Consider the following 22,167-nt stretch of genomic DNA (forward strand, 5'->3'; position numbering starts at 1 on the left):
CTGGCCCAACACCACTTCAAAAGTGTTCAGAGAAAAGCATATGCATTAGCAAATAGTCTTAGATTGTATGTAATTTATGCAAAAACAAGCCGGTATCACTTGCTTTTAGACGCTGTATGGCTAACATTGTCGACAATCCTGACAAAATAATAATTTATGGCGCCGGAAATAGCGGTTCGTTTGACGACTGAAAATATGACTAACAAAGAGATCGAGCAGCTCCACAATGACCGGAGACTCGAGCGAAAAAGGTTGTAGGTTCAGAAACGTCCCATCTGCGTGAGGTATAAAATATGACAAGTACTATCGATTTCGATCCATCCAGTTCTGTTAGAACTCTCCCGGGTACAGCACACAGCTACCATAGCCTTCCAGATACCGCTGAGCTTTTTGATATAAAGCTTGATGAACTACCTTTTTCTCTTCGCCCTATCCTGGAAGGTATCGCCCGGAATGTTGGCCAAAACGGTGTAACCGCTGAGCAGGTTCAGGCGCTTGGAAGCTGGACAGAACATCAAGGCACAAAGCCAATCGAAATTCCTTTCACGGCAGGTCGCGTCATTATGCACGACCTGAGTGGCACACCCGCTATTGTGGATTTTGCTGCTATGCGATCAGCGGTTCAGCGTATGGGCATGGACCCTGCGATAATTGAGCCTTTGGTACGCGCAGATCTTGTTATCGATCACACGGTTACCATGGATAATACAGGCAGCCCCGCTTCTCTCAGAATCAATGGGGAGCTGGAGGCAGCCAGAAATATAGAACGTTATGCATTTTTGAAGTGGGGCGCACAGGCGTTTGATACCATCCGGATTATTCCCCCACAAACAGGTATCGTGCACCAGGTTAACCTGGAATATCTGGCACAGGGCTATCTCAACATTAAAGGTCTGATGGTACCGGATACCCTGATTGGTATGGACAGTCATACACCAATGGCTAATGCCCTGGGCATTGTAGGCTGGGGTGTTGGTGGTATTGAAGCCGGTGCATCCATGCTGGGTCAGCCAATGCAGATGCTGGCACCGGAAGTTGTCGGTGTTGAGCTGACTGGCGCACTAAGAGAAGGTGTTACCGCAACAGATCTGGTACTAACAATTACCGAGATGTTGCGTAATTATCCGGGCGGTGTTGTCGGTAAGTTCGTTGAATACGTCGGTGAGGGCTGTGCCAACCTTTCCCTGCCTGACCGTGCGACCATCGCCAACATGTCGCCTGAATATGGCGCAACCATGGGCTTTTTCCCATTTGACGAGATCTCTGCTGATTATATGCGAGCTACTGGCAGAGACGGTGATCTGCCACTCGAATTTTATAAAGCTCAGAATATGGCTTGGAAGCCAGGTCAGGCTCTGCCACTCTACACAGATCTGCTTAAACTTGATCTGTCTACTGTTGAGCCTTCTGTGGCTGGTCCAAAAAGACCTCAGGACAGACTACCTCTTGCAGAGATCGGTAATGTATTCAGAAAAGCAGCCGCTGAAGGCGAGCGCAACCCTGAAGTCGTAAAAGTTACGCCGATGAAGGCTGACAACGCGGGTATTTTCGCACCGCTGCCAGAAAGGGAGTTAAAAGACGGTGATATCGTGATTGCGGCGATCACAGCTTGTACCAATACATCTAACCCTGGTCTATTGATTGCGGCGGGCCTGCTTGCCAGGAAAGCCAATGAGCTTGGTATGAAAGTACCTGATGGTGTTAAGACATCACTGGCTCCTGGGTCACCGGTTGCCACCGACTTCCTGACCAAGGCAGGACTGCAGCAGCACCTGGATGCACTGGGCTTTAATACTGCGGGTTACGGCTGTACAACCTGTGTAGGTAACTCGGGTCCTCTGGCTCCAAGCATCGAAGCAGCACTGCAAAACCACGATATTATCGCGGCATCTGTTCTGTCTGGGAACCGAAACTTCGAAGGTCGCGTACATCCTGATGTAGATACCAACTTTCTTATGTCGCCACCGCTGGTTGTTGCTATGGCGATAGCAGGCAACGTGAATATTGATGTGACCACTCAGCCTATTGGCCAGGATGCACAAGGTAACGACGTATACCTGAAAGATATCTGGCCAAGCAACGCTGATATTTCTCAGACCATGCTTGAGTGTATGGATCCTAAAGCCTTCAGAGAAACCTATGAAAATTCTCTTGATGGCCCGGCCACATGGCAGAATCTGGAATCCCCTACCGGCCCTGTTTATGACTGGGCTCCGGATTCTACCTACATTCAGGAAATCTCTTTCTTCGACGGTTTCTCACTGGAAACACCAGAGGATTCATTAAACAATATTTCAGCGGCACGCATGCTGGTGATGTGTGATGACAACACAACCACAGACCATATCTCACCGGTAAGCCGTATCCGCCCAGACTCACCTCCAGGTGAATATCTGAGTTCACAAGGCGTTACAGACGAAGATATGACATCGCTTGGTGCCCGCCGTGGTAACCACCATGTAATGCTGCGAAGTATTTTTGGCAATGTAAAAGCCAGAAACCTGCTGCTGCCGGGCACTACAGGTGCAGTAACGAATTATTACTCGTCTGACAGTGCACCCGCTCAAATGTCTATTTATGATGCCGCAGAGCGTTACCGTGAAGAAGGCACTTCCACTGTGGTATTTGGCGGCAAGCTTTATGGCACAGGTTCATCACGCGATTGGGCCGCAAAGGGCCCTGCTCTACTGGGTGTCCGAGCGATTATCGCTGAGAGTTTTGAGCGTATCCATAAATCAAACCTGGTGGGTATGGGTGTTTTACCGCTGCAACTACCAGAAGGTGTGACACGTGCTTCTCTTAATCTGGATGGCACAGAATCCTTCGACCTGAATGGTATCGATACCCTCGAACCACGCGGTACTGTAGGCCTGACCATTAACAGAGCTGATGGCTCATCTCAGCAGTTGGAGTTGACCTCACGTGTCGATACCTCATCTGAGCTGGATCAAATACGTCACAAAGGCATCCTGCCAATGGTATTGCGAGACATTATCGCCTCAAATACATAACAGGTAATAGTGATGGCCGGTGCTCAACCGGCCTCAGGAACAGGGCGACGATTATCTGATCTCAGATCAGGCATCGCAGCCCTGTTTTAGAAAGGCGCCCGAGGCTGACTACACACCGGACAGTAAAAATATCAAAGACCAGCTATCCAATGGTTCATAATGCTGCTCTGTTTAAATACTCTCTACTTAAGTGAACTGCATTGCGCCATCAGGCGGTTTTTTTTGCTTGCAAAATATCAGGAAAAACTTCCTTAGATAGAATGCTTCAGGCCTCTTCAGCCTCCATACGTTCTAAACGTTCACGTTCTTCCTGCATTACAGCCTTAATCTCATCCATAACCGAATCAACATCTGCACTATCAGCATCGCCGGCATAAAGACCCGTTAACTCAGTATCGGGATTTAGCTCACCCTCTTCATAGAAAGCCCACATCTCTTCACCGTAGCGAGATGACAGTATTTGCGGAGCATATTCGCCATAATAACGGGTCATATTATTTACATCGCGCAGCAGCATTGCCCGGGCACTGTTATTAGCTGAAGCATCGACCGCCTGCGGCAGATCAATAATCACCGGACCATAATCATCCACCAGCACGTTAAATTCGGACAGATCACCATGAACAATACCGGCACACAACATCAGCATTACGTAGTACATCATGACCGCATGATCTTCCAGAGCCTGCTCTTCTGTTAACACCAGCTCTCCCAGACGCGGGGCAACATCACCTTCGTCATCGGTGACCAGTTCCATCAACAGTACACCATCGATACAACCGAAAGTCTCTGGCACACGCACTCCTGCCAAATGCAGCCGTGATAACGCATCTACTTCAGCGTTTTGCCAGATCTCTTCCTGCTGCTTACGGCCGTAGGCTGAATTCTTTTCCATAGCCCGTGCACGGCGGCCACTGCGCACCTTACGGCCTTCCTGATATTGCGCAGCATTCTTAAAGCTGCGTTTTACTGCATCTTTATAAACCTTGGCGCAACGAACAATATCACCGCAACGTACGATATAAATATCCGCTTCTTTGCCGCTCATCAATCGGCTTAAAACTTCATCAATTAAACCATCTTCAACCAGTGGTTGAAGGCGTTTAGGTACTTTCATAACAACCTTTACAACTAAAAAGCGATGACAAACTGCTGTATCGCATAATTAAGATTCAGACGATTCTAACATCAATAGCTACGCTTTTACTTTTTAGATACAAATTCACAATACTGAAGCCTACCCTGCTACATCTGACACAGGACAACCAATGACTATTTACCCAGCCCTACCTGCCTTTCCCTCTTCCGAGGTATTCATTCCCAATTACAGCACTGATATAGTGCAGCTCTGAACTAAGAGGAGATCCGACCTTGGATACAAGCCAGTACTTTTACCGCAATGTAGTTTTTACCCGTAAAGGCGGCAAAGTCGCCCTGGTCGATATTCACAACCCCGAGCACACTACCGATATGGAAGACTGGCTTGGCATCGTGATCTCACTCGCCGATGGTAAACACACATTACAGCAGCTAATCGATTACATGGCTGCGCAATATCCTGCCTCAGCGCCTACTGAGTTAAACAAAACCATAGAGTCGGTTGTAGAGCGCCTGACTGAAGGTAACATGTTGAAACTGACTGATAAGGAGATTGAACTGCCCTATTATCTGTCAGAGCCTGTTGAACGTCTCAGCCTGGACGTTGCCCGCCAGAAAATGCATGACGACGGCTACACTCAGCACTAACAACAGGTATCACCTTTACTTAGCCCGCCACAAAAGCACTCTGTCTGATCACACATCAGACAGAATGTCTCTCTTACCTGTTCAACATACTTACTTAAGCTTTTATATTTGGTTTTCTGTGCAATACTTAACAGAACAACATCAGCTATCCCCTTAATTTATATAGGGAATTTAGATGGAAAAGCCAGATATACCCTATAACGAGCAAGCTCGATTAAAAGCCCTTCACTCACTCGAGATCCTTGATACTGCGGCGGAGGAACGTTTCGACCGGCTAACCCGGCTCGCCCAACGTATGTTCAATGTACCCATCGCGCTTGTGAGTCTGGTCGACCGGGACCGACAGTGGTTTAAGTCTGCTATAGGTTTAGACGTTACAGAAACTCACCGGGATATTTCCTTCTGCGGTCATACTATTCTGGGTGATGATGTTTTTAATATTCCGGATGCCAGCCAGGATAAACGCTTTGCCGACAACCCTCTGGTAACTGAAGCACCCAATATCCGACTCTATGCCGGCTGCCCTCTTAAATCCCTAGACGGTCATAAACTTGGTACGCTCTGCCTGATTGATGCGAAACCGCGCCACCTTAATCAGGACGATATTCAAGCATTAAGAGACCTGGCCTGCATGGCTGAACAAGAGTTAATGGCCGCACAACTGGCCACCCTGGATGATCTGACAATGATCACCAACCGCAGAGGCTTTATGCTACTGGCAGACAAAGCCCTTCAAATATGCGCCCGCAACAGACAAGCTGCGACCTTTCTTGCTATTGATCTTAATGACTTTAAACAGATCAACGATCGATTTGGTCACCACCAGGGCGACCAGGCATTAGTACAGTTCACGCATTTATTATTACAGACCTTTCGGGATTCAGACATCATTGCCCGAATGGGCGGCGATGAATTCAGCGTACTATTAACCAACACTACCGAAGAACAGGCACTGGATTCGCTTATGCGACTGCGCTATCTGGTAAGCGACTTCAACAAAGATTCCGAACAGCCCTACCAACTCGACTTTAGCGCTGGCATCTGCCCGGTTAACTTCCAACAGCCCTACGATATGCTAAGCCTTCTTAAGCAATGCGATAAACAGATGTATCAGGACAAAATGAGTCGACAATTACGCTAAACTTTGTCTTTGAAAGAGCGTAAAATAACAGGTTTTTACAGAATGCCGGAGTAATTATGAGTTTCGACGATACCAAAAAGCCAGCCAGCAATGAGGATGAAACCTCCCAGACTAAGAATGGATTTCTGGCACTGGTGTCCAAACTGGTTTTTGACGAGAAACTTCCGGTACGTTTCATGTATAAAACTGTACCCGCGCACCTTAATGATACCGGTTGGCGCATGTTTACCGGCTATGAAACCCCGGAATACCTTGAAGATGATACAACCAATCTGATTCCCGTTGCCGTTGATAAGATGACTCAGCTGGACCCATCGCTGACAGAACTGGTTGAATATAATGCCGGCACCGTTTGGGAACGCACACCCGAATCTGAAGGCTGGGAGCGGGTCCACGATTTTAAAATTCCTGCCGATTACGTTGATGTTGAAATCACTAACGATGTAGATGATTTTAAACACTAACAACTGAATTTATTAAAGCCTTTCCCTTGAAAGGCTTTTTTTTGTCCTCATAAAGTAAATTAACGGAGGCTCATGAGAGGTCCGTTAACCGCCTGATCATTGCGATAGGCAACTTTAAACATATTGCTCTATGAGGATATTATTATGCGTCAATTCGATCTGTCACCACTATACCGCTCTGCTATAGGTTTCGACCGCCTGGCTTCAATGCTGGATAACGCCAGCCGTAACGAACAAAGCCAGAATGGCTACCCTCCTTATAATATTGAACTGATCAACCAACACGCTTACCGCATTACCATGGCGGCCGCAGGTTTCAGCAAATCGGAAATCAGTATCAATACAGAACATAGCATGCTCACTGTTAGCGGCAACAAAAACGCTGATGAAAGCGAACGCCAATACCTGTATCAGGGTATCGCAGCCAGAGGCTTCGAGCGTAAATTTCAATTAGCTGATCATGTCCGGGTTACTAACGCCTCAATGGAAAACGGCTTGTTACATATTGACCTGGTTCAGGAAATTCCGGAAGCGATGAAACCACGCAGCATTGAAATTAATTAAGCATACAGGTGGATGACAGGGAGCTCTTAGCTCCCTGGCTATTTTATTTAGTTCAGATTCAATTCTTTCTACAAACCAGGTTTTTCAAGATAAGCATCCAACAGGCCCTGATACAACTCAGCCATTGTCTGATCGAAACAACAGAATACCACCTCTTCCAGCCTCGCCTTTAGATACCCCTTAGTAACAACTTCTAATGCAATCTTAGCCGCTTCGGCTGATGGATAGCCATATATGCCACAGCTAATGGCAGGAAATGCCACCGACTTAATTCTATATTGCTGACAGAGATCCAGCACTGCCCGATAGCAAGATGCCAATTGTTGCGCTTCATTTCGCTCTCCCCCCTGCCAGACAGGACCAACCGTATGAATCACATATTCAGACGCCAGATTATAGCCCCCGGTAATACGCGCTTCACCGGTGGGACAACCATTAATCGTTTTGCATTCAGCCAGCAAGCCTGAACCCGCAGCCCGGTGAATTGCACCATCCACCCCGCCACCACCCAGTAATGAACTATTAGCTGCATTGACGATAGCTCCGACCTGCAATGCTGTAATATCTCCCAGCTCAACTCTGATCATTATCTTTCTCACTAATCTTGATCGCCTGATAGACAAAACATTTCACATCATCGCTCCAATAATCACTGGCTAGCCCGGCCTTCTGCCGCAGATGATTCAGAAACAACTTAGGCTCCTTCAATTGCTCCCATACCGCAGGTAAGAATGTTGCTTTGCGACCTCGTGCCTCAAAAATCAGCCCATCAACATTCGGCCGTAGCTTTTTTAGTAGCTCTGCTTCACTATTCACCAATAGAGGCTCTGCCGGCGTTAGTATTGATATCTCATAACTGAGACCATCAAGCTCATCAGCCCGTACCGGCTCAAAACGGTGATCTTTAAAAGCCGCAAGGTAGCTGTTTCTCAATACCGAATCGATCAGACTGCTATTAGCCTCGAGATTACCGATACAGCCTCTCAACTGATTATTGAGTTTTAAGGTAACGAAACTGGCAGCAGGACTGTTCAATGCCAGATGAGTATCAGAAATAGCAGGCTTGCTAAACGTTTCTTCGCTCACCCCTGCCTGCACAACACGCCGGGCAAGATCTAACAATAACCGCCGGTCTCCAGCGGTATATCGATCTGCACGGTTCTTATGCAAACTGCCAGAATCTTTTTCTACTGCACTCTTAGCTGAGTAATTCGCTGAGTTATCGGTAAAACGCATACGAGGCATACCCCACTACCCTGTTTTTATCGCCAGCAGTATCACCCGAGTTACAATAAGCCAGCTGCTCAGCCTGCCAATCGTGTTGTGCTACGTAATACAGCAAGCCATTCAATGCAAAGCAGCCACATGCCTGCTGTGGTCGCAGATCAGACCTGGCAACAGAGATTTTACTCATCGTCTCAAGATCAATCTCCCGAGCCTCCTGATAGGGATGAAAATGACTAAGATCCGAACTAATCACCAATAAAGTCGCAGGCTCCTGCAACAAATTCGCAATCAACTTATAGACTTCAAGAATATGAGTCTGGCCCACCAGAATAGGAACTAAGCTACATTCACTTTTCAACAACTGTAAAAAAGGTAGCTGAACCTCCAGGCAATGCTCCTGTGCATGCACATTATCATTAACGCCAACCAAGCCCGCCGCCACAAGCTGTTCACTGAATCTATAGTCCAGCACCATATCGCCCAGTGGCGTACGCCAGCAATCAGCCTCCATGACAGCCATACCGTGAAGAGGTACCCGATGAGACGGCCCCAACAGAACAATGCGTTTTATTTGATTAAGGTAGGGCCGAATTAAATTATAGGCTCTGGCCGCTATAGCACCGGAGTAAATCAGGCCTGCGTGGGGCACTAGGATTGCCTGAGGCAAACGACCCACCTGAGGATTGTCGGCCAATAATCGTTTAACCATCTGCACCAGCTCTTCTGGATTGTCTGGATAAAACATTCCAGCCACAGCAGCTTGTTTAATTCTCATATACACCGTTCCTGTAAAGCCTTAAAAATTAATAACAGGGCACTCACAGTATAGCGTCAAGAAGCTATACCCAGACCTAAACTCAAGCATAAACATTATGGTCAGTCTAAAACCATTTCATCCTACCCAGTACTAGCATCGACTTGATGACCAACGCATACAATGTGATGTTTGCCCCCATAAGTGCAAGCTTAAAGAGGGGCAACGGGGTCTTTGCTATGTCCGTGGCAATCATCACAATGAAGTTGTTCTTTTCAGTTACGGCCGATCCAGCGGTTTCTGTATCAATCCGATTGAAAAAAACCACTGAATCACTTCCTACCTGGTACCCCGGTTCTGTCATTCGGTACTGCCGGCCGTAACCTGGGCTGCAAATTCTGCCAAAACTGGGATATGAGTAAGTCTCGTCAGATGGATACCCTGGCCAGTCAGGCAACACCCGACATGCTTGCCAAAGCCTGCCTTCAGACTCATTGCCGCTCCATTGCTTACACCTATAACGATCCAATTATTTTCATGGAATATGCTATAGATGTAGCTAAGGCCTGCAAGGAGCAAAACATATATTCAGTAGCCGTTTCAGCAGGCTTTATTAATCCAGCACCCCGCATCGAATTCTTCAAACATATGGATGCTGCGAATATTGATCTGAAAGGCTTTAATGAAACCTTTTATCGCAAAATATGTGGCGGCCATCTACAACCGGTGCTGGATACTCTGCAATATCTGGTGAACGAAACTAACTGCTGGGTCGAAATTACCAACCTGATCATACCGGGTAAGAATGATGACCCTAAAGAGTTAAGAGCGATGTGCGAATGGATCAGAGAACAGTTCAACCCGTTTGTCCCTCTGCATTTCACCGCCTTTCATCCTGACTTCAAAATACTAGATAAGCCCCGAACACCTTTGGAAACACTCGTAATGGCCAGAAATATAGCGCTGGACTGTGGCCTTAAGCATGCTTATACCGGCAATGTTGCCGAAGCAAGCAGCGGCTCGACTTATTGCAGCCACTGTCATCAGCTACTGATAGAACGGAGCCATTATCAGTTAGGACGCTGGCAATTAGATGAATCAGGATGCTGCAACAACTGCAAAACACCTTTAGCAGGTTTTTTCGAAAGCGCACCCGGCACCTGGGGACCTCGGCGCCAACCTATTCAGTTCAAGTAGCGCTTATCTGGCCTGGTCTCGTCTGCATTACACCAAGCCACTTCAGACAGCCTGCTCATCAATGAGGTCACACTTTAAATTTAGACAGAGCCTGATTCTGGTCGGTGGTCAGTTCAACCATGGTTTTACAGATACCGGACTGCTGCGCGGTCGTTTCAGATACGGCCCGACTCAAATCCCTGATGGTCGCAGTATTACGATTTATCTCTTCTGATGTATTACTTTGCTCTTCAGCTGCGGTCGCAATTTGCTCGGTCATTTCATAAATCTGGCTAATACTGCTGCGAATATCGCCCAAAGCAGCATCTGCTTCAATTGATAACTCACTGGTATTGCCAGCAATATCCCGACCATGACGTATGGTCGCCTTAGCGTTATCCACCCCCTGCTGCAACTGCTGAATCATATGCTGTATCTCTTCAGTAGACTGCTGAGTTCTGGAAGCCAGCGCTCTGACTTCATCTGCTACCACAGCAAATCCCCGTCCCGCATCACCGGCCCTGGCGGCCTCGATAGCCGCATTAAGCGCCAACAGATTTGTTTGTTCAGAGATATCTGTAATAACCGTAAGAATAGTCTCAATATTACCGCTAACCCCTGCCAGCTCGCCGATAGTGGACACCGCCTCATCCATCCCGGAAACTAATTCTGAAATTGAACTGGTCGTTTTAGAAACTACCTCAGCACCATGGTCCGCAGCCTGATCCGCCTGCTTGGCAGATTCAGCCGTCTGATTCGCATGTTGAGCGACCTGCTGAGCAGATGCCGACATCTGATACATCGCTGTTGCCAGCAGATCCAGCTCTTGCAATTGATGTTCCAGATCTTTCACCGCCACGACGGTGGCACTGTTATTATCGTCAGTTTGCACCCGAATGGAGGCAGAAAGCTGCTTCACATCACCGATCAGCGTTTGCAGAAAACAGAGAAACTGATTGAAGTCGTGACAAACCAAACCAAATTCATCATGACTATTAATTGCTATTCGCTGAGTCAGATCACCATCCCCTTTATTGATATCCTGCAGGGACTCTCGCAACTGCTGCAAAGGCGATAACATAAGCGAAACGATCCAATACAGGATGACGCAACAGATAATGACGCTGAGCAAAGTGACAAATATCGCTTTGGTACCCAGCGCCGTTGCTGGCGCCATAGCCAGATCCTTTTCTAATACGACACCCACCATCCAGTCACTACCATAGAGATTTTTGAGCTTGCGGAAGGTCACTAACAAGGCCTGCCCATCAACCACAATTTCTTGAAATTGCTCAGTTAAACGGGGTAATTTTTCGATGAATAGTTGGTCCAGAGGTAAACCATTGAGCTCAGCATTCGGGTGACTGATAATTTCACCCTTTGCATCCAGTAGAAATGCATAGCCGGCGTTATTTATCTTTACACGATTAAGCGCATCGGAAATGGTTTGAAGACTCAGGTCGCCACCAAACGCGCCTTTGAACACCCCTTTATCTGTAAAATTAGCAACCACTGATACCAGTATTTCACCGGTAGCAGAATCAGCATAAGGCGCGGTTAACAGTGCTTGCTTATGAGCTTTGGCATGGGGATACCAGGGCCTGACACGGGCATCCCAGTCTTTTCCGGGATCCCAACTCGGGGTGTTAGATATTTTCTTGCCATCCGTATCAAGCGCACCAAAAATCAACAAAAACTCATCATGTAGTAGCGGCGTATCAAAAGATGACTGGATAGACTCCCGACTGTAATCAGTATCGATTGACTGAGCCATCATATCGATCAGTCTCAATTTACCATTAAGCCAGCTGGTGATTTGAGTACTGAGCATCAGTGTGGTTTCGCTGGCAGTGTTCTGGGCTGTATTGTAAAGCTGAGCCCGCATCGCCTGATACTGATACCAGGAGAAACCAGAAAACGCTATCGCAACAACAAGTGATGCAATCAGTGCTATCTTATGTGAAACCTTCATTAATACCTCGCCTGACTACTTTTAAGTAGCTCCCTGTGCAAGCGGATGTTTTTTAACCAATTATTATCAAGATATAGGCGGGGTTACTCACTGCCAAGCAGACAGCTACACAGTTTGGGATGTATTATTTAAATCAGCTGAGTAACAGGTTAAATAATGTCTAACCTCCGGGGCTAGTTTGAGCGTTCTAATCTCCTGCAGCAGCGATCCTGCTTGAGGATACTCCCGGGACATCATTTTAAGCCATTGTTTAATCCGGCCGTGTACGTATTTAGGTGCCAGATGCCGTTCAACCAGCTCCAAAAACTGCAGCATAAGCAGTACCATTTCAGGCCAGCTTAAATGCTCAGGGTCATCCCCCCGCTGTAAGGCCTTAATCCGCAGGCCAAGATCCGGAGCCGCCACCAACCCCCGACCGATCATCACATCATCACAACCACTCACCTCACGACAACGTTGATAATCCTGCCAGCTCCACACTTCTCCGTTCGCAGTCACCGGGATAGCAATATGCTCTCGTATACGAGCGATCCACTCCCAGTGTGCCGGTGCACGATAACCCTCCTCCTTGGTGCGGCCATGCACAGTTACGCCATTAGCACCGGCATCAGCGATCGCTGCAGCATTTTCCAATGCCAGACTTTTATCATGGAACCCCAGTCGCATCTTAGCGGTCACCGGGATGTGCCGAGGTACCGACTGACGTACCCACCAGACAATTTTATGAACCAGTTCAGGTTCATTAAGAAGAATTGCGCCGCCTTTGCTTTTATTGACTGTTTTCGCCGGGCAGCCAAAATTAAGGTCGATCGCATGGGCACCAATAGCTGCAGCTTTGCGGGCGTTTCCTGCAACAACCTGCGGATCACCTCCCAATAACTGTAAAACCACCGGCGTACCGCTGCTGGTCTTACAATCATTAAACAGTTCCGGACAGATACGGCGAAACACCTTAGCCGGCAATACCCGATCAGATACCCGAACAAACTCGGTGACACAGTGATCGATACCGCCAATACGGGTTAGCATCTCCCGCATTGGAGCATCAACAACACCTTCCATCGGTGCAAGTACTATCTTCAACTTAATTTCCAACCTAAAGTAAGTCTATGCGACTATTTCTTTCTATTGATCCACCCAGAACAGTCAGAGAAGCGATTCACAGCTGCTGCCCAGCACTTAAACAGATAAAGCTGGAACCAGCAGAACAGCTTCATCTGACACTGTTGTTTCTCGGTGAACAACCGCCAACGACTGTTGACCTGATTGAGCAGGCTAGTCAATACCTGACAACAGCCCCCTTCGAGCTTAGGCTCGCCGGGGTGGGTCAGTTTCGTTCTGGCATTATCTGGCTGGGGGTGCAGCCACAACCGGCACTGATGAAACTACAACAAAAGCTCAGCCAGCGCCTGACTAACGACGGTATTGATCTTGAAACCCGAGTTTACCACCCACACCTAACCCTGGCGCGCAGCCGAAAGCCATTACGAAATCAACAGCTAAGAGCCTTTCTGGACACTTTTCAGGACAGATCATTTAGCTTCCAGGCCAACTCGATATTACTGAAACAAAGCCAGCTATACTCCACGGGCGCCCGACACGAATGCCTGGCTGAATGGCATTTCAGCTAACATAAAAAATGCCCGCTCCGATCTGCATCAGGCGGGCATTCATGATGTATCACTATCAGATAGCAGCCAGTCCAAGTAGCAGATCAGCTTTAATATCCGCTACCGATTCAAGGCCTACAGAGACCCGGATCAGGGTCTGCTTAATGCCTGCATCGGCCTTTGCCTGCTCAGTCATACGACCATGAGTCGTAGTATAAGGGTGTGTAATGGTGCTTTTCACATCACCCAGATTGCCCGTAATTGAGATCATCTTTGTGGCATCGATAAAGCGCCAGGCGGCTGCCTGATCCCCTTCAACTTCGAATGACAGTACACCGCCAAAGGCAGACTGTTGCTTCTTAGCCAGCTCATGCTGTGGATGCTCAACCAATCCCGAGTAATGCACTGTTGCGATACCCGTTTGTTGTTGAAGCCACTGAGCCAGTTCAAGCGCACTGGCACTGTGCGCCTTCATGCGTAGTTCCAGTGTTTCTAAACCCTTCATAAAGACCCAGGCATTGAACGGGCTAAGACAGGCTCCACCGGTACGAATAAAGCCGAACACCTCTTCCATCTCAGCGTCACGACCGACTACAACACCACCGACACAACGACCCTGACCATCAAGGTATTTAGTGGCAGAATGAATCACGATATCTGCACCCTGCGTCAGCGGCTGCTGCAACGCCGGCGTACAGAAACAGTTATCTACCACCAACAACGCATCATGTGAGTGAGCCAGGGTCGAAACTGCTTCAATATCCGTTAGCTCTGATAACGGGTTAGACGGCGTTTCCATGAAAAACATACGGGTTTTCGGTGTAACCGCTGCCTGCCACGCGCTCACTTGAGTCGGATCGACAAAAGTGACACTAATGCCGGTACGACTCAGATATTTCTCAAACAGAGAAATAGTCGAACCAAACACACTTTGGGAGCAAACTACATGATCCCCCTGCTGCAGCAATGCGATACAGGTACTCAGTATTGCCGCCATGCCTGAAGAGGTTGCTACCGCACGATCACCGCCTTCTAAAGCTGCCATACGCTTTTCAAAAGCGATGACCGTTGGATTAGTAAAGCGGGAATAGATATTACCCTCTTCATCTCCACTAAAACGAGCAGCAGCCTCCCTGGCACTGGAATAAACAAAGCTGGAGGTCGGATAGATAGGGTCATTATGCTCACCCTCATCGGTCCGCTGCTGACCGGCACGGATAGCCAGAGTGCTGAAATCATAATCAGCATCTTCAAACTGAATCCGATCCGGACGCTCAAAACTGGAGTTGGACATCTGTCACTATTCCTGAGAAAAATTAGTACAAAACAACATCATAAGCTGAATTGCTTAATATGAAGCAATTCAGCTTAATCAACTCGACTCAAACAATTACAGCCTACCATCTAAATGGTCGCGTGCAGATCCGCATTTTCGTTGCTGCCAGGCTTATTTTCGCCATCTTTAGCATCATCATTACGCTCAGCATCGATTCGATTCAGATAAGCTTCATCTATATCGCCAGTAACATATTGACCATCGAAGACTGAAGCATCAAAGCTAGTGACAGAATCATTACCGGCCTTTACGCAATCTTTAAGATCATCAAGATCCTGGTATAGCATCCAGTCCGCGCCGATCTCTTCACCTACTTCATCGTCTGTACGACCGTGAGCGATCAGCTCCGTTGCTGAAGGCATATCGATGCCATAAACATTCGGGTAACGAACCGCCGGAGCTGCAGAGGCAAAGTAGACTTTCTTTGCGCCCATCTCTCGGGCCATCTGAACGATCTGCTTAGACGTTGTGCCACGAACAATAGAATCATCAACCAGCATAACGACTTTATCTTTAAACTCGAGCTCTATCGGATTGAGCTTACTGCGTACCGACTTCTTACGCTGAGTCTGGCCCGGCATAATAAAGGTACGACCGATGTAACGGTTCTTAATAAAGCCTTCTCGAAACTTAACATCCAGATGGTGAGCCATCTCAAGCGCAGAAGTACGACTGGTATCAGGAATCGGGATAATGACATCAATATCGTGATCCGGACGTTCACGCATCACTTTTTCAGCCAGCTTCACACCCATACGCATTCGTGCTTTATAGACGTTTACTTCATCGATAATTGAATCAGGACGAGCCAGATATACGTGCTCAAACAGACAAGGTGTCAGCTTAGGGTTTTCTGCACACTGACAGGTATGCACATCACCATCCTGTGAGATAAAGATCGCTTCACCCGGAGCGATATCTCGCACCAGTGTGTAACCAGGAATATCCAGCGCCACCGATTCTGAAGCCACCATGTACTCGGTACCCTTATCAGTTTCGCGCTTGCCATAAACCAATGGACGAATACCATGGGGATCACGGAAAGCAACAATACCGTAACCGGTTATGACGGCCACAACCGCATAGCCACCCGTGATACGTGTATGCACCGCCTTAACCGCAGCAAAGATATCTTCGTGAGTCGGTTTAAGCTTACCGATCTGTTGCAGCTCATGCGCCAGGATATTCAATAACACTTCAGAATCCGAAGTGGTATTGATATGACGCAGATTTTCTTTACGCATCTGCTCGCGCAGATCCGGCGTGTTCGTCAGATTGCCGTTATGGGCCAGAGCAATACCGTAAGGTGAGTTCACATAAAACGGCTGAGCTTCAGCAGAACTAGAGCTACCAGCGGTAGGATATCGTACATGGCCAATACCCATATTACCCAGCTGACGCTTCATATGACGGGTACGGAACACTTCATTCACCAGACCGTTATCCTTACGCAGGAAGAAACGATCGGCTTCACAAGTCACCATACCGGCAGCATCCTGACCCCGGTGCTGAAGCACGGTTAAGGCATCAAAAATTGTCTGATTTACATTAGATTTGGCAACAACGCCAACTATACCGCACATTCGGGCTACCTCAGGTGTTCAGTTAGTTACTGCAAGTATAAATGAAAAAACGCTTAGCTATTACTACCACTAAAATTCCATATCATCTGACCGATCTCTGACGCGGTATCCCGGGTCCAGTTTTCCATCAGTAAAAAGTGTGGAATAAGCTGCGAATCCGCCCACCAGGTATCGTCAATAACCGGGGTTCGCACAAGCAGCGCAGTAATAACAATAATTATAAGACCACCCCTGATTACGCCGAAACCAACCCCCAGAATACGATCGGTGCCACTAAGACCCGTGGCATTCACCAGCATTCCGATAAGGTTATTGATAACAGCGCCAACCATCAGGGTAGCAACAAAAAGAAGGATAAATGCGGCGCCAATGCGTAATGATGGCGTCTGTAGAAAGTCGTCCAGTAATGTACTGAGCGAAGGCGCGAACAGCCGGGCAACAATAAATGCAGCAACCCAGGTAACCAGTGACAGCGCTTCTTTTATAAAGCCGCCACGCAGGCTGTATAAGCCAGAAATTGTGATGATGCCGATAATAGCCCAATCGGCCCAATTAAGTACCATGAAAGATCTCTAAGTCAGGGTCACATTCAAGAGGCGGATTCTATCAGAGCTACCCGATTAACCCAATGTTTATCGTGTCGTAAAGCGGACAATAATACCATCCAGACCAAACTCTTTCTTAATACTGGCCTGTAACGCTGTCAGGCGGGTTTTCTGCATATCCGGGCCGACAAATACTTTTATCAGGTCACCATTTTTACGACTATAGACTTTGTGACCTGCCGCATTAAGTTTTCGACGCAACCCCTTGGCATTGTCTTCATCTTTAAAACTGGCCAGCTGCAAACTCCAGGCAACCGGCACCCCCTGTTGATCAAGCGAGGGAGGATCATTACGTAAGTCTACTTGAGGCTTTTGTTCAGCCACCGCCTGAGCGATTTTTTCTGGCATCACGGCCACCGTAACCGGCTCAGCCGGCTCAGCCGGTGCTGAGGTATCTTCCAGCTGAGGTGATTCAGTTTTTATTTCAACCAGCTGCGGCTCGACCGGCGGTGTAGGAATGGAACTTTCAAGATGACGCTCTTTATATCCGGCACCATCAAACAACACCGGGATCAGTATGACCGCTGCAAGAATCAGAATTGCCGCGCCGACAAGGCGCTGTTTAAAACCGTCATTCACAGTATTCAGTTATCCATATTCAGTGCTGTTAATGCATCACTTACAGTAAAAAAAGAACCCGCTACTATTACCCGGTCGCCGGGCAATAAACTGGTTTTAACTGCAGCTAATGCTTCCTGCACAGTACCATAAGCAGCTTGCGAATCAACTGCTACCCCCAGTCCATTAAGTTTCTCAACCAGTTGATCCGAAGATTGTCCACGTGGCACAGCCAAACTAGCCAAAAACCAACGATCAACCACTGGTTTTAGATGAGCCAGCACCTGATCGATATCCTTATCAGCCAACATTCCCAGCACCATGAGCGTTCTGCCTGATACCGGACTCATCTCTAGCCGGGACGCCAGATACTGCGCTGCCTCAGGATTGTGGGCAACATCAAGGGTATACTCGACCCCATCAAACTGTTTCTTTTGCATCCGCCCGGTCAGTGAGGCCCGCATCAGACTCACTTTTAACTGTTCAGGTGGAGGTAGCATATCCAGCAATTGCAGCACTTGTATAACAGTCGCGGCATTCGCCTTTGGCAAATTTATTTCTGGTAGGCCAGAAATAGTACGGATATTGCCGTTAGGCGCTTCACCCTGCCAGACCCAACCGGTCGACGCTGAAGACTGTCGATCAGGTTGCTTAATATTCAGCTGTTGAAGATTAAAATCACGCCCCCTCAGATAAAGCTGCGCACCGATTTCAGAAGCATAATCGATCAGCTTCTGTGGCGCGACAGGATCACCACATACAGCCGGTTTTCCTGCTCGATAGATACCTGCTTTCTCAAAACCGATCTGTTCCCGGTCATCACCCAACCAGTCGATATGATCAACCGATACAGTAGTGACTACCGAGATATCCGCATCAATTATATTGATTGCATCCAAACGGCCACCTAACCCCACTTCGAGCAGCATTACATCCGGTTGCTGTGTCGCAAATACATGCAAGGCTGCCAGAGTGTTATATTCGAAGTAAGTCAGACGCGTTTCACCACGCACCTTCTCTATCGCCTTAAATGCAGCAATAATTAACGCATCACTGACCGGCTCTCCTGCTAGCTTGATCCGCTCGTTATAACGCAAAAAATGTGGCGAGGTGAAACAACCTACCGTTTTACCCTGATCCCGCAATACCTGATCAAGCATCGCAATGGTGGATCCTTTACCGTTAGTGCCTCCCACAATCAGTTTACGACTGCTACCAAAATCAAGTTTCATTGCCAGATAGACTTTGCGAAGACGCTCAAGACCCATCTCAATTTCACTGGGATGACAGCTCTCAATCCAGTTTAACCATTGATCCAGTGTTTCAAAGTTAGTAGTCGACATAAGAATAACTTCGCCTATAAAGACAATATAAAACAAGAGCTTGAAGCACAAACTTAATGTTAATACATCAAGCCTGCATTAATAAATTGCTAGCATAAGACAGAAAAAAGGCCGCCTTTCCAGCAGCCTTTAACGTATCAGTCGAATGTTAAGCCGCAGGCAAACCCTGCATCATGCGTAACACAGAAGACAACCGCTCACGCAGTTCGCCACGGGAAATGATCATATCAATCTGACCATGCTCCAACAGGAATTCACTACGCTGGAAGCCTTCTGGCAACTTTTCACGCACGGTCTGCTCAATAACACGCGGTCCGGCAAAACCAACCAATGCGCCTGGCTCACCAATATTCAGATCACCCAACATAGCCAGTGATGCTGAAACGCCACCATAAACCGGATCAGTCAGCACTGAGATATAAGGGATACCGGCATTCTTTAATTTTTCCAGAGCCGCGCTTGTTTTAGCCATCTGCATCAGCGAGAACAAGGCTTCCTGCATCCGCGCGCCACCGCTGGCGGAGAAACAGATCATCGGAATACCTTCTTCCAGGGCAACATTGGCTGCACGCACAAAACGCTCACCAACAACAGCACCCATTGAGCCACCCATAAACTTAAATTCATAAGCCACAGCAACACAAGGCAGACCATTAACTTCACCACGCATAGCGATCAGGGCGTCTTTCTCACCCGTCGCTTTCTGCGCTGCAACCAAACGATCTTTATACTTTTTAGAATCCTTAAACTTCAGACGATCAACCGGCTCGACCTCAGCACCAATCTCACGGGTTGTACCTTCATCGAGAAACGCATTCAGACGCTTTCGCGCAGTCAGTCGCATATGATGATCGCACTTAGGACAAACGTTCAGATTCTTTTCCAATTCTGGACGATACAGAACGTTTTCACATTTAGGACACTTCTTCCATAGTCCTTCAGGGATGTTGGTACGCTTCTTCTCAGAGCGAACCAGGGAAGGAACAATTTTATCCAGCCAGTTACTCATTATTACTCCAGCTACTGTCTACAGTGACAGCCTTATTTATCCATTGCCTGACGCATGCTTGCAGTAATAGCCGCAACTGCCTCAGGGATCTGTTCCTGATTGCCAGATAACTCGGCAATCTTATTAACCAGTACGCTACCGACGATAACGCCATCTGCAACTTCGGACACCGCCCGGGCAGACTCATCATCACGGATACCAAAACCAACACCAACAGGCAGGTCGGTATGGCGACGAATCATCTCAAGCTTTTCAGCGACTTCGGCTACATTCAACGATGCTGAACCGGTCACACCTTTTACTGAAACGTAGTAAACATAACCACTGCCGGCCGCACATACCTGCTTAACCCGCTCCTCTTCAGTAGTCGGAGCCAGCAGATAGATCACATCAATATTAGCGGCTTTCATCAACTGGTTGAATTCTACCGCCTCTTCAGGTGGAAGATCCACCGTCAGAACGCCGTCAACACCTGCTGCAGACGCTTTTTCTGCAAACACAGCGTAACCCATCACCTCAATAGGATTCAGATACCCCATCAAAACAACAGGCGTCGTTTTATCAGTTTCACGGAACTGCGCAACAATATCCAGCACATCAACCAGACGCGTGCCGTGCAGTAAAGCACGTTCACACGCCAGCTGAATCACCGGGCCATCGGCCATCGGATCAGAAAAAGGAATACCCAGCTCAAGGATATCCGCGCCAGACTCTACCATTGCATGCATCAACGGCAAGGTTACTTTCGGTCCGGGATCGCCCGCTGTCACATAAGGAATCAGCGCTTTACGACCCTGGCTTTTAAGCTTATCAAAACACTCAGTAATACGACTCATTTTTGCTCACTCAGTCAGGGCAGTTATACGACAATGCCATCAATTTCTGCAACGGTATGGATATCTTTATCCCCACGCCCGGACAGGTTAACCAGCAAGATCTGGTCCTTATCCATGGTCGGCGCCATTTTAATCGCTTCAGCTACCGCATGGCTTGATTCAAGTGCCGGCATAATACCTTCAACCTGAGTCAGGCGACGGAAAGCATCCAGCGCTTCATCATCATTGATAGCAACATACTCTGCACGCCCGATATCTTTCAGGTAGGAATGCTCAGGACCAACACCAGGATAATCCAGACCGGCTGATACCGAATGAGTACCGATAATCTGACCCGCATCATCGGACATCAGATAAGTTCGGTTACCATGCAACACACCCGGCTCACCGGCGCTCAAAGGCGCCGCATGCTGTCCGGTTTCAATACCGTAACCGCCAGCTTCAACACCGATCATGCGCACATCCGCATCTTCAATAAAGGGATGGAACAGACCGATAGCATTTGAACCACCGCCAACACAAGCGATCAATGCATCCGGCAGTTTGCCTGTCTGGGCCAGACACTGCTGACGCGCTTCACGACCAATAATCGCCTGAAAATCACGTACCAGCTTAGGGTAAGGGTGCGGGCCTGCCGCTGTACCGATAATATAAAAGGTATTATCGACATTGGTTACCCAGTCACGCATCGCTTCATTCATCGCATCTTTCAGAGTACGGGTACCCGATTCAACGGCGATAACTTCAGCACCTAACAATTTCATACGGTAGACATTAAGCGCCTGACGACGAACATCTTCGATACCCATATATACCTGGCACTCAAGCCCCAGACGTGCAGCTACCGTTGCGGTTGCAACACCGTGCTGACCGGCACCAGTCTCAGCGATAACGCGAGGTTTACCGGTATGCTTTGCCAGCAATGCCTGCCCAATGGTGTTATTCACCTTGTGAGCACCGGTATGGTTCAGATCTTCACGTTTCAGGTAGATCTGTGCGCCACCGAGCTCTGCAGACAGACGTTCAGCATGGTACAGAGGTGACGGACGACCTACATAATGCGCTAGGTCATAATCGAACTCCGCCTGAAACTGTGGATCCCGCCAAAGCTTTTCGTAGGTCTGTTCCAGCTGCTGTAGAGCTGCCATAAGAGTTTCAGACACATAACGGCCACCGAAGTCGCCAAAATGGCCACCTGCATCGGGCATCTGCTTCGCAATCGCGAGATCTTC

General features: G+C 48.0%; 21 protein-coding genes. 7 read left to right on the forward strand and 14 right to left on the reverse strand.

Annotated elements, in window-relative coordinates; translation table 11 throughout:
* The first annotated feature begins 293 nt into the window (after positions 1-293).
* A complete protein-coding gene (gene acnA / locus EHS89_RS16250) occupies positions 294-3,011 on the forward strand; it encodes an aconitate hydratase AcnA (protein ID WP_124927226.1) in 2,718 nt (905 codons plus the stop codon).
* A 265-nt stretch (positions 3,012-3,276) separates the two neighbouring features.
* Here acnA and EHS89_RS16255 read toward each other — a convergent pair whose 3' ends face one another.
* Positions 3,277-4,128, reverse strand: a complete 852-nt coding sequence (locus EHS89_RS16255) for a PA4780 family RIO1-like protein kinase (RefSeq protein WP_124927227.1) — start codon at positions 4,126-4,128, stop codon at positions 3,277-3,279.
* 254 nt (positions 4,129-4,382) lie between these two features.
* Between EHS89_RS16255 and EHS89_RS16260 the strand changes: the two genes are divergently transcribed.
* The 4 genes from EHS89_RS16260 (at position 4,383) to EHS89_RS16275 (ending at position 6,926) form a co-directional block, all read left to right on the forward strand.
* A complete protein-coding gene (locus tag EHS89_RS16260) occupies positions 4,383-4,757 on the forward strand; it encodes a hypothetical protein (RefSeq protein ID WP_124927228.1) in 375 nt (124 codons plus the stop codon).
* Between the two features lie 175 nt (positions 4,758-4,932).
* On the forward strand, positions 4,933-5,898 hold the full coding sequence (locus EHS89_RS16265) for a GGDEF domain-containing protein (protein ID WP_124927229.1): 966 nt from the start codon (positions 4,933-4,935) through the stop codon (positions 5,896-5,898).
* Positions 5,899-5,954: 56 nt separating this feature from the next.
* Positions 5,955-6,362, forward strand: coding sequence for an immunity protein Imm33 domain-containing protein (locus EHS89_RS16270; protein ID WP_124927230.1), 408 nt, complete (start codon positions 5,955-5,957; stop codon positions 6,360-6,362).
* 144 nt (positions 6,363-6,506) lie between these two features.
* Positions 6,507-6,926 carry an Hsp20 family protein gene (locus EHS89_RS16275; RefSeq protein ID WP_124927231.1) on the forward strand — a complete coding sequence of 140 codons (420 nt, stop codon included), beginning with the start codon at positions 6,507-6,509 and terminating at the stop codon, positions 6,924-6,926.
* Positions 6,927-6,994: 68 nt separating this feature from the next.
* On the opposite strand, the gene EHS89_RS16280 is transcribed toward EHS89_RS16275, so the two are convergent.
* Genes EHS89_RS16280 through amrB form a run of 3 tightly spaced genes read right to left on the reverse strand, consistent with a single transcriptional unit; the run spans position 6,995 to position 8,928 of the window.
* Positions 6,995-7,513: an O-acetyl-ADP-ribose deacetylase gene (locus tag EHS89_RS16280; protein ID WP_124927327.1), complete on the reverse strand. Its 519-nt coding sequence runs from the start codon at positions 7,511-7,513 to the stop codon at positions 6,995-6,997.
* Complete coding sequence (amrA, locus tag EHS89_RS16285; protein ID WP_211340359.1) at positions 7,500-8,171, reverse strand: AmmeMemoRadiSam system protein A; 672 nt, start codon at positions 8,169-8,171, stop codon at positions 7,500-7,502. Before amrA ends, EHS89_RS16280 begins: the two co-directional genes overlap by 14 nt.
* Positions 8,146-8,928, reverse strand: a complete 783-nt coding sequence (gene amrB / locus EHS89_RS16290) for an AmmeMemoRadiSam system protein B (protein ID WP_124927232.1) — start codon at positions 8,926-8,928, stop codon at positions 8,146-8,148. Before amrB ends, amrA begins: the two co-directional genes overlap by 26 nt.
* A 336-nt stretch (positions 8,929-9,264) precedes the next feature.
* On the opposite strand from amrB, the gene amrS reads away from it, so the two are divergent.
* Positions 9,265-10,104, forward strand: coding sequence for an AmmeMemoRadiSam system radical SAM enzyme (amrS, locus tag EHS89_RS16295; protein WP_229753785.1), 840 nt, complete (start codon positions 9,265-9,267; stop codon positions 10,102-10,104).
* 67 nt (positions 10,105-10,171) lie between these two features.
* Here amrS and EHS89_RS16300 read toward each other — a convergent pair whose 3' ends face one another.
* On the reverse strand, positions 10,172-12,055 hold the full coding sequence (locus EHS89_RS16300) for a methyl-accepting chemotaxis protein (RefSeq protein WP_124927233.1): 1,884 nt from the start codon (positions 12,053-12,055) through the stop codon (positions 10,172-10,174).
* Between the two features lie 105 nt (positions 12,056-12,160).
* Entirely contained in the window at positions 12,161-13,138 is a 978-nt protein-coding gene (locus EHS89_RS16305; RefSeq protein WP_170167529.1) for a tRNA dihydrouridine synthase, read from the reverse strand.
* Between the two features lie 26 nt (positions 13,139-13,164).
* Here EHS89_RS16305 and thpR point away from each other — a divergent pair, with 26 nt between their 5' ends.
* Positions 13,165-13,686: an RNA 2',3'-cyclic phosphodiesterase gene (gene thpR / locus EHS89_RS16310; RefSeq protein WP_124927234.1), complete on the forward strand. Its 522-nt coding sequence runs from the start codon at positions 13,165-13,167 to the stop codon at positions 13,684-13,686.
* 55 nt (positions 13,687-13,741) lie between these two features.
* On the opposite strand, the gene EHS89_RS16315 is transcribed toward thpR, so the two are convergent.
* The 8 genes from EHS89_RS16315 to trpB form a co-directional block, all read right to left on the reverse strand.
* Complete coding sequence (locus EHS89_RS16315) at positions 13,742-14,959, reverse strand: O-succinylhomoserine sulfhydrylase (RefSeq protein WP_124927235.1); 1,218 nt, start codon at positions 14,957-14,959, stop codon at positions 13,742-13,744.
* 110 nt (positions 14,960-15,069) lie between these two features.
* Positions 15,070-16,584, reverse strand: coding sequence for an amidophosphoribosyltransferase (purF, locus tag EHS89_RS16320; protein ID WP_124927236.1), 1,515 nt, complete (start codon positions 16,582-16,584; stop codon positions 15,070-15,072).
* A gap of 53 nt (positions 16,585-16,637) precedes the next feature.
* A complete protein-coding gene (locus EHS89_RS16325; protein ID WP_124927237.1) occupies positions 16,638-17,147 on the reverse strand; it encodes a CvpA family protein in 510 nt (169 codons plus the stop codon).
* A gap of 69 nt (positions 17,148-17,216) precedes the next feature.
* On the reverse strand, positions 17,217-17,768 hold the full coding sequence (locus tag EHS89_RS16330; protein WP_124927238.1) for an SPOR domain-containing protein: 552 nt from the start codon (positions 17,766-17,768) through the stop codon (positions 17,217-17,219).
* A gap of 5 nt (positions 17,769-17,773) precedes the next feature.
* Positions 17,774-19,090, reverse strand: a complete 1,317-nt coding sequence (gene folC / locus EHS89_RS16335) for a bifunctional tetrahydrofolate synthase/dihydrofolate synthase (RefSeq protein ID WP_124927239.1) — start codon at positions 19,088-19,090, stop codon at positions 17,774-17,776.
* 148 nt (positions 19,091-19,238) lie between these two features.
* Positions 19,239-20,099 carry an acetyl-CoA carboxylase, carboxyltransferase subunit beta gene (accD, locus tag EHS89_RS16340; RefSeq protein ID WP_124927240.1) on the reverse strand — a complete coding sequence of 287 codons (861 nt, stop codon included), beginning with the start codon at positions 20,097-20,099 and terminating at the stop codon, positions 19,239-19,241.
* 32 nt (positions 20,100-20,131) lie between these two features.
* A complete protein-coding gene (trpA, locus tag EHS89_RS16345) occupies positions 20,132-20,935 on the reverse strand; it encodes a tryptophan synthase subunit alpha (RefSeq protein WP_124927241.1) in 804 nt (267 codons plus the stop codon).
* 23 nt (positions 20,936-20,958) lie between these two features.
* On the reverse strand, positions 20,959-22,143 hold the full coding sequence (gene trpB, locus EHS89_RS16350) for a tryptophan synthase subunit beta (protein ID WP_124927329.1): 1,185 nt from the start codon (positions 22,141-22,143) through the stop codon (positions 20,959-20,961).
* Positions 22,144-22,167: the final 24 nt, after the last annotated feature.

It is taken from the genome of Amphritea balenae (assembly GCF_003858655.1).
GTDB classification, from domain to species: domain Bacteria; phylum Pseudomonadota; class Gammaproteobacteria; order Pseudomonadales; family Balneatricaceae; genus Amphritea; species Amphritea balenae.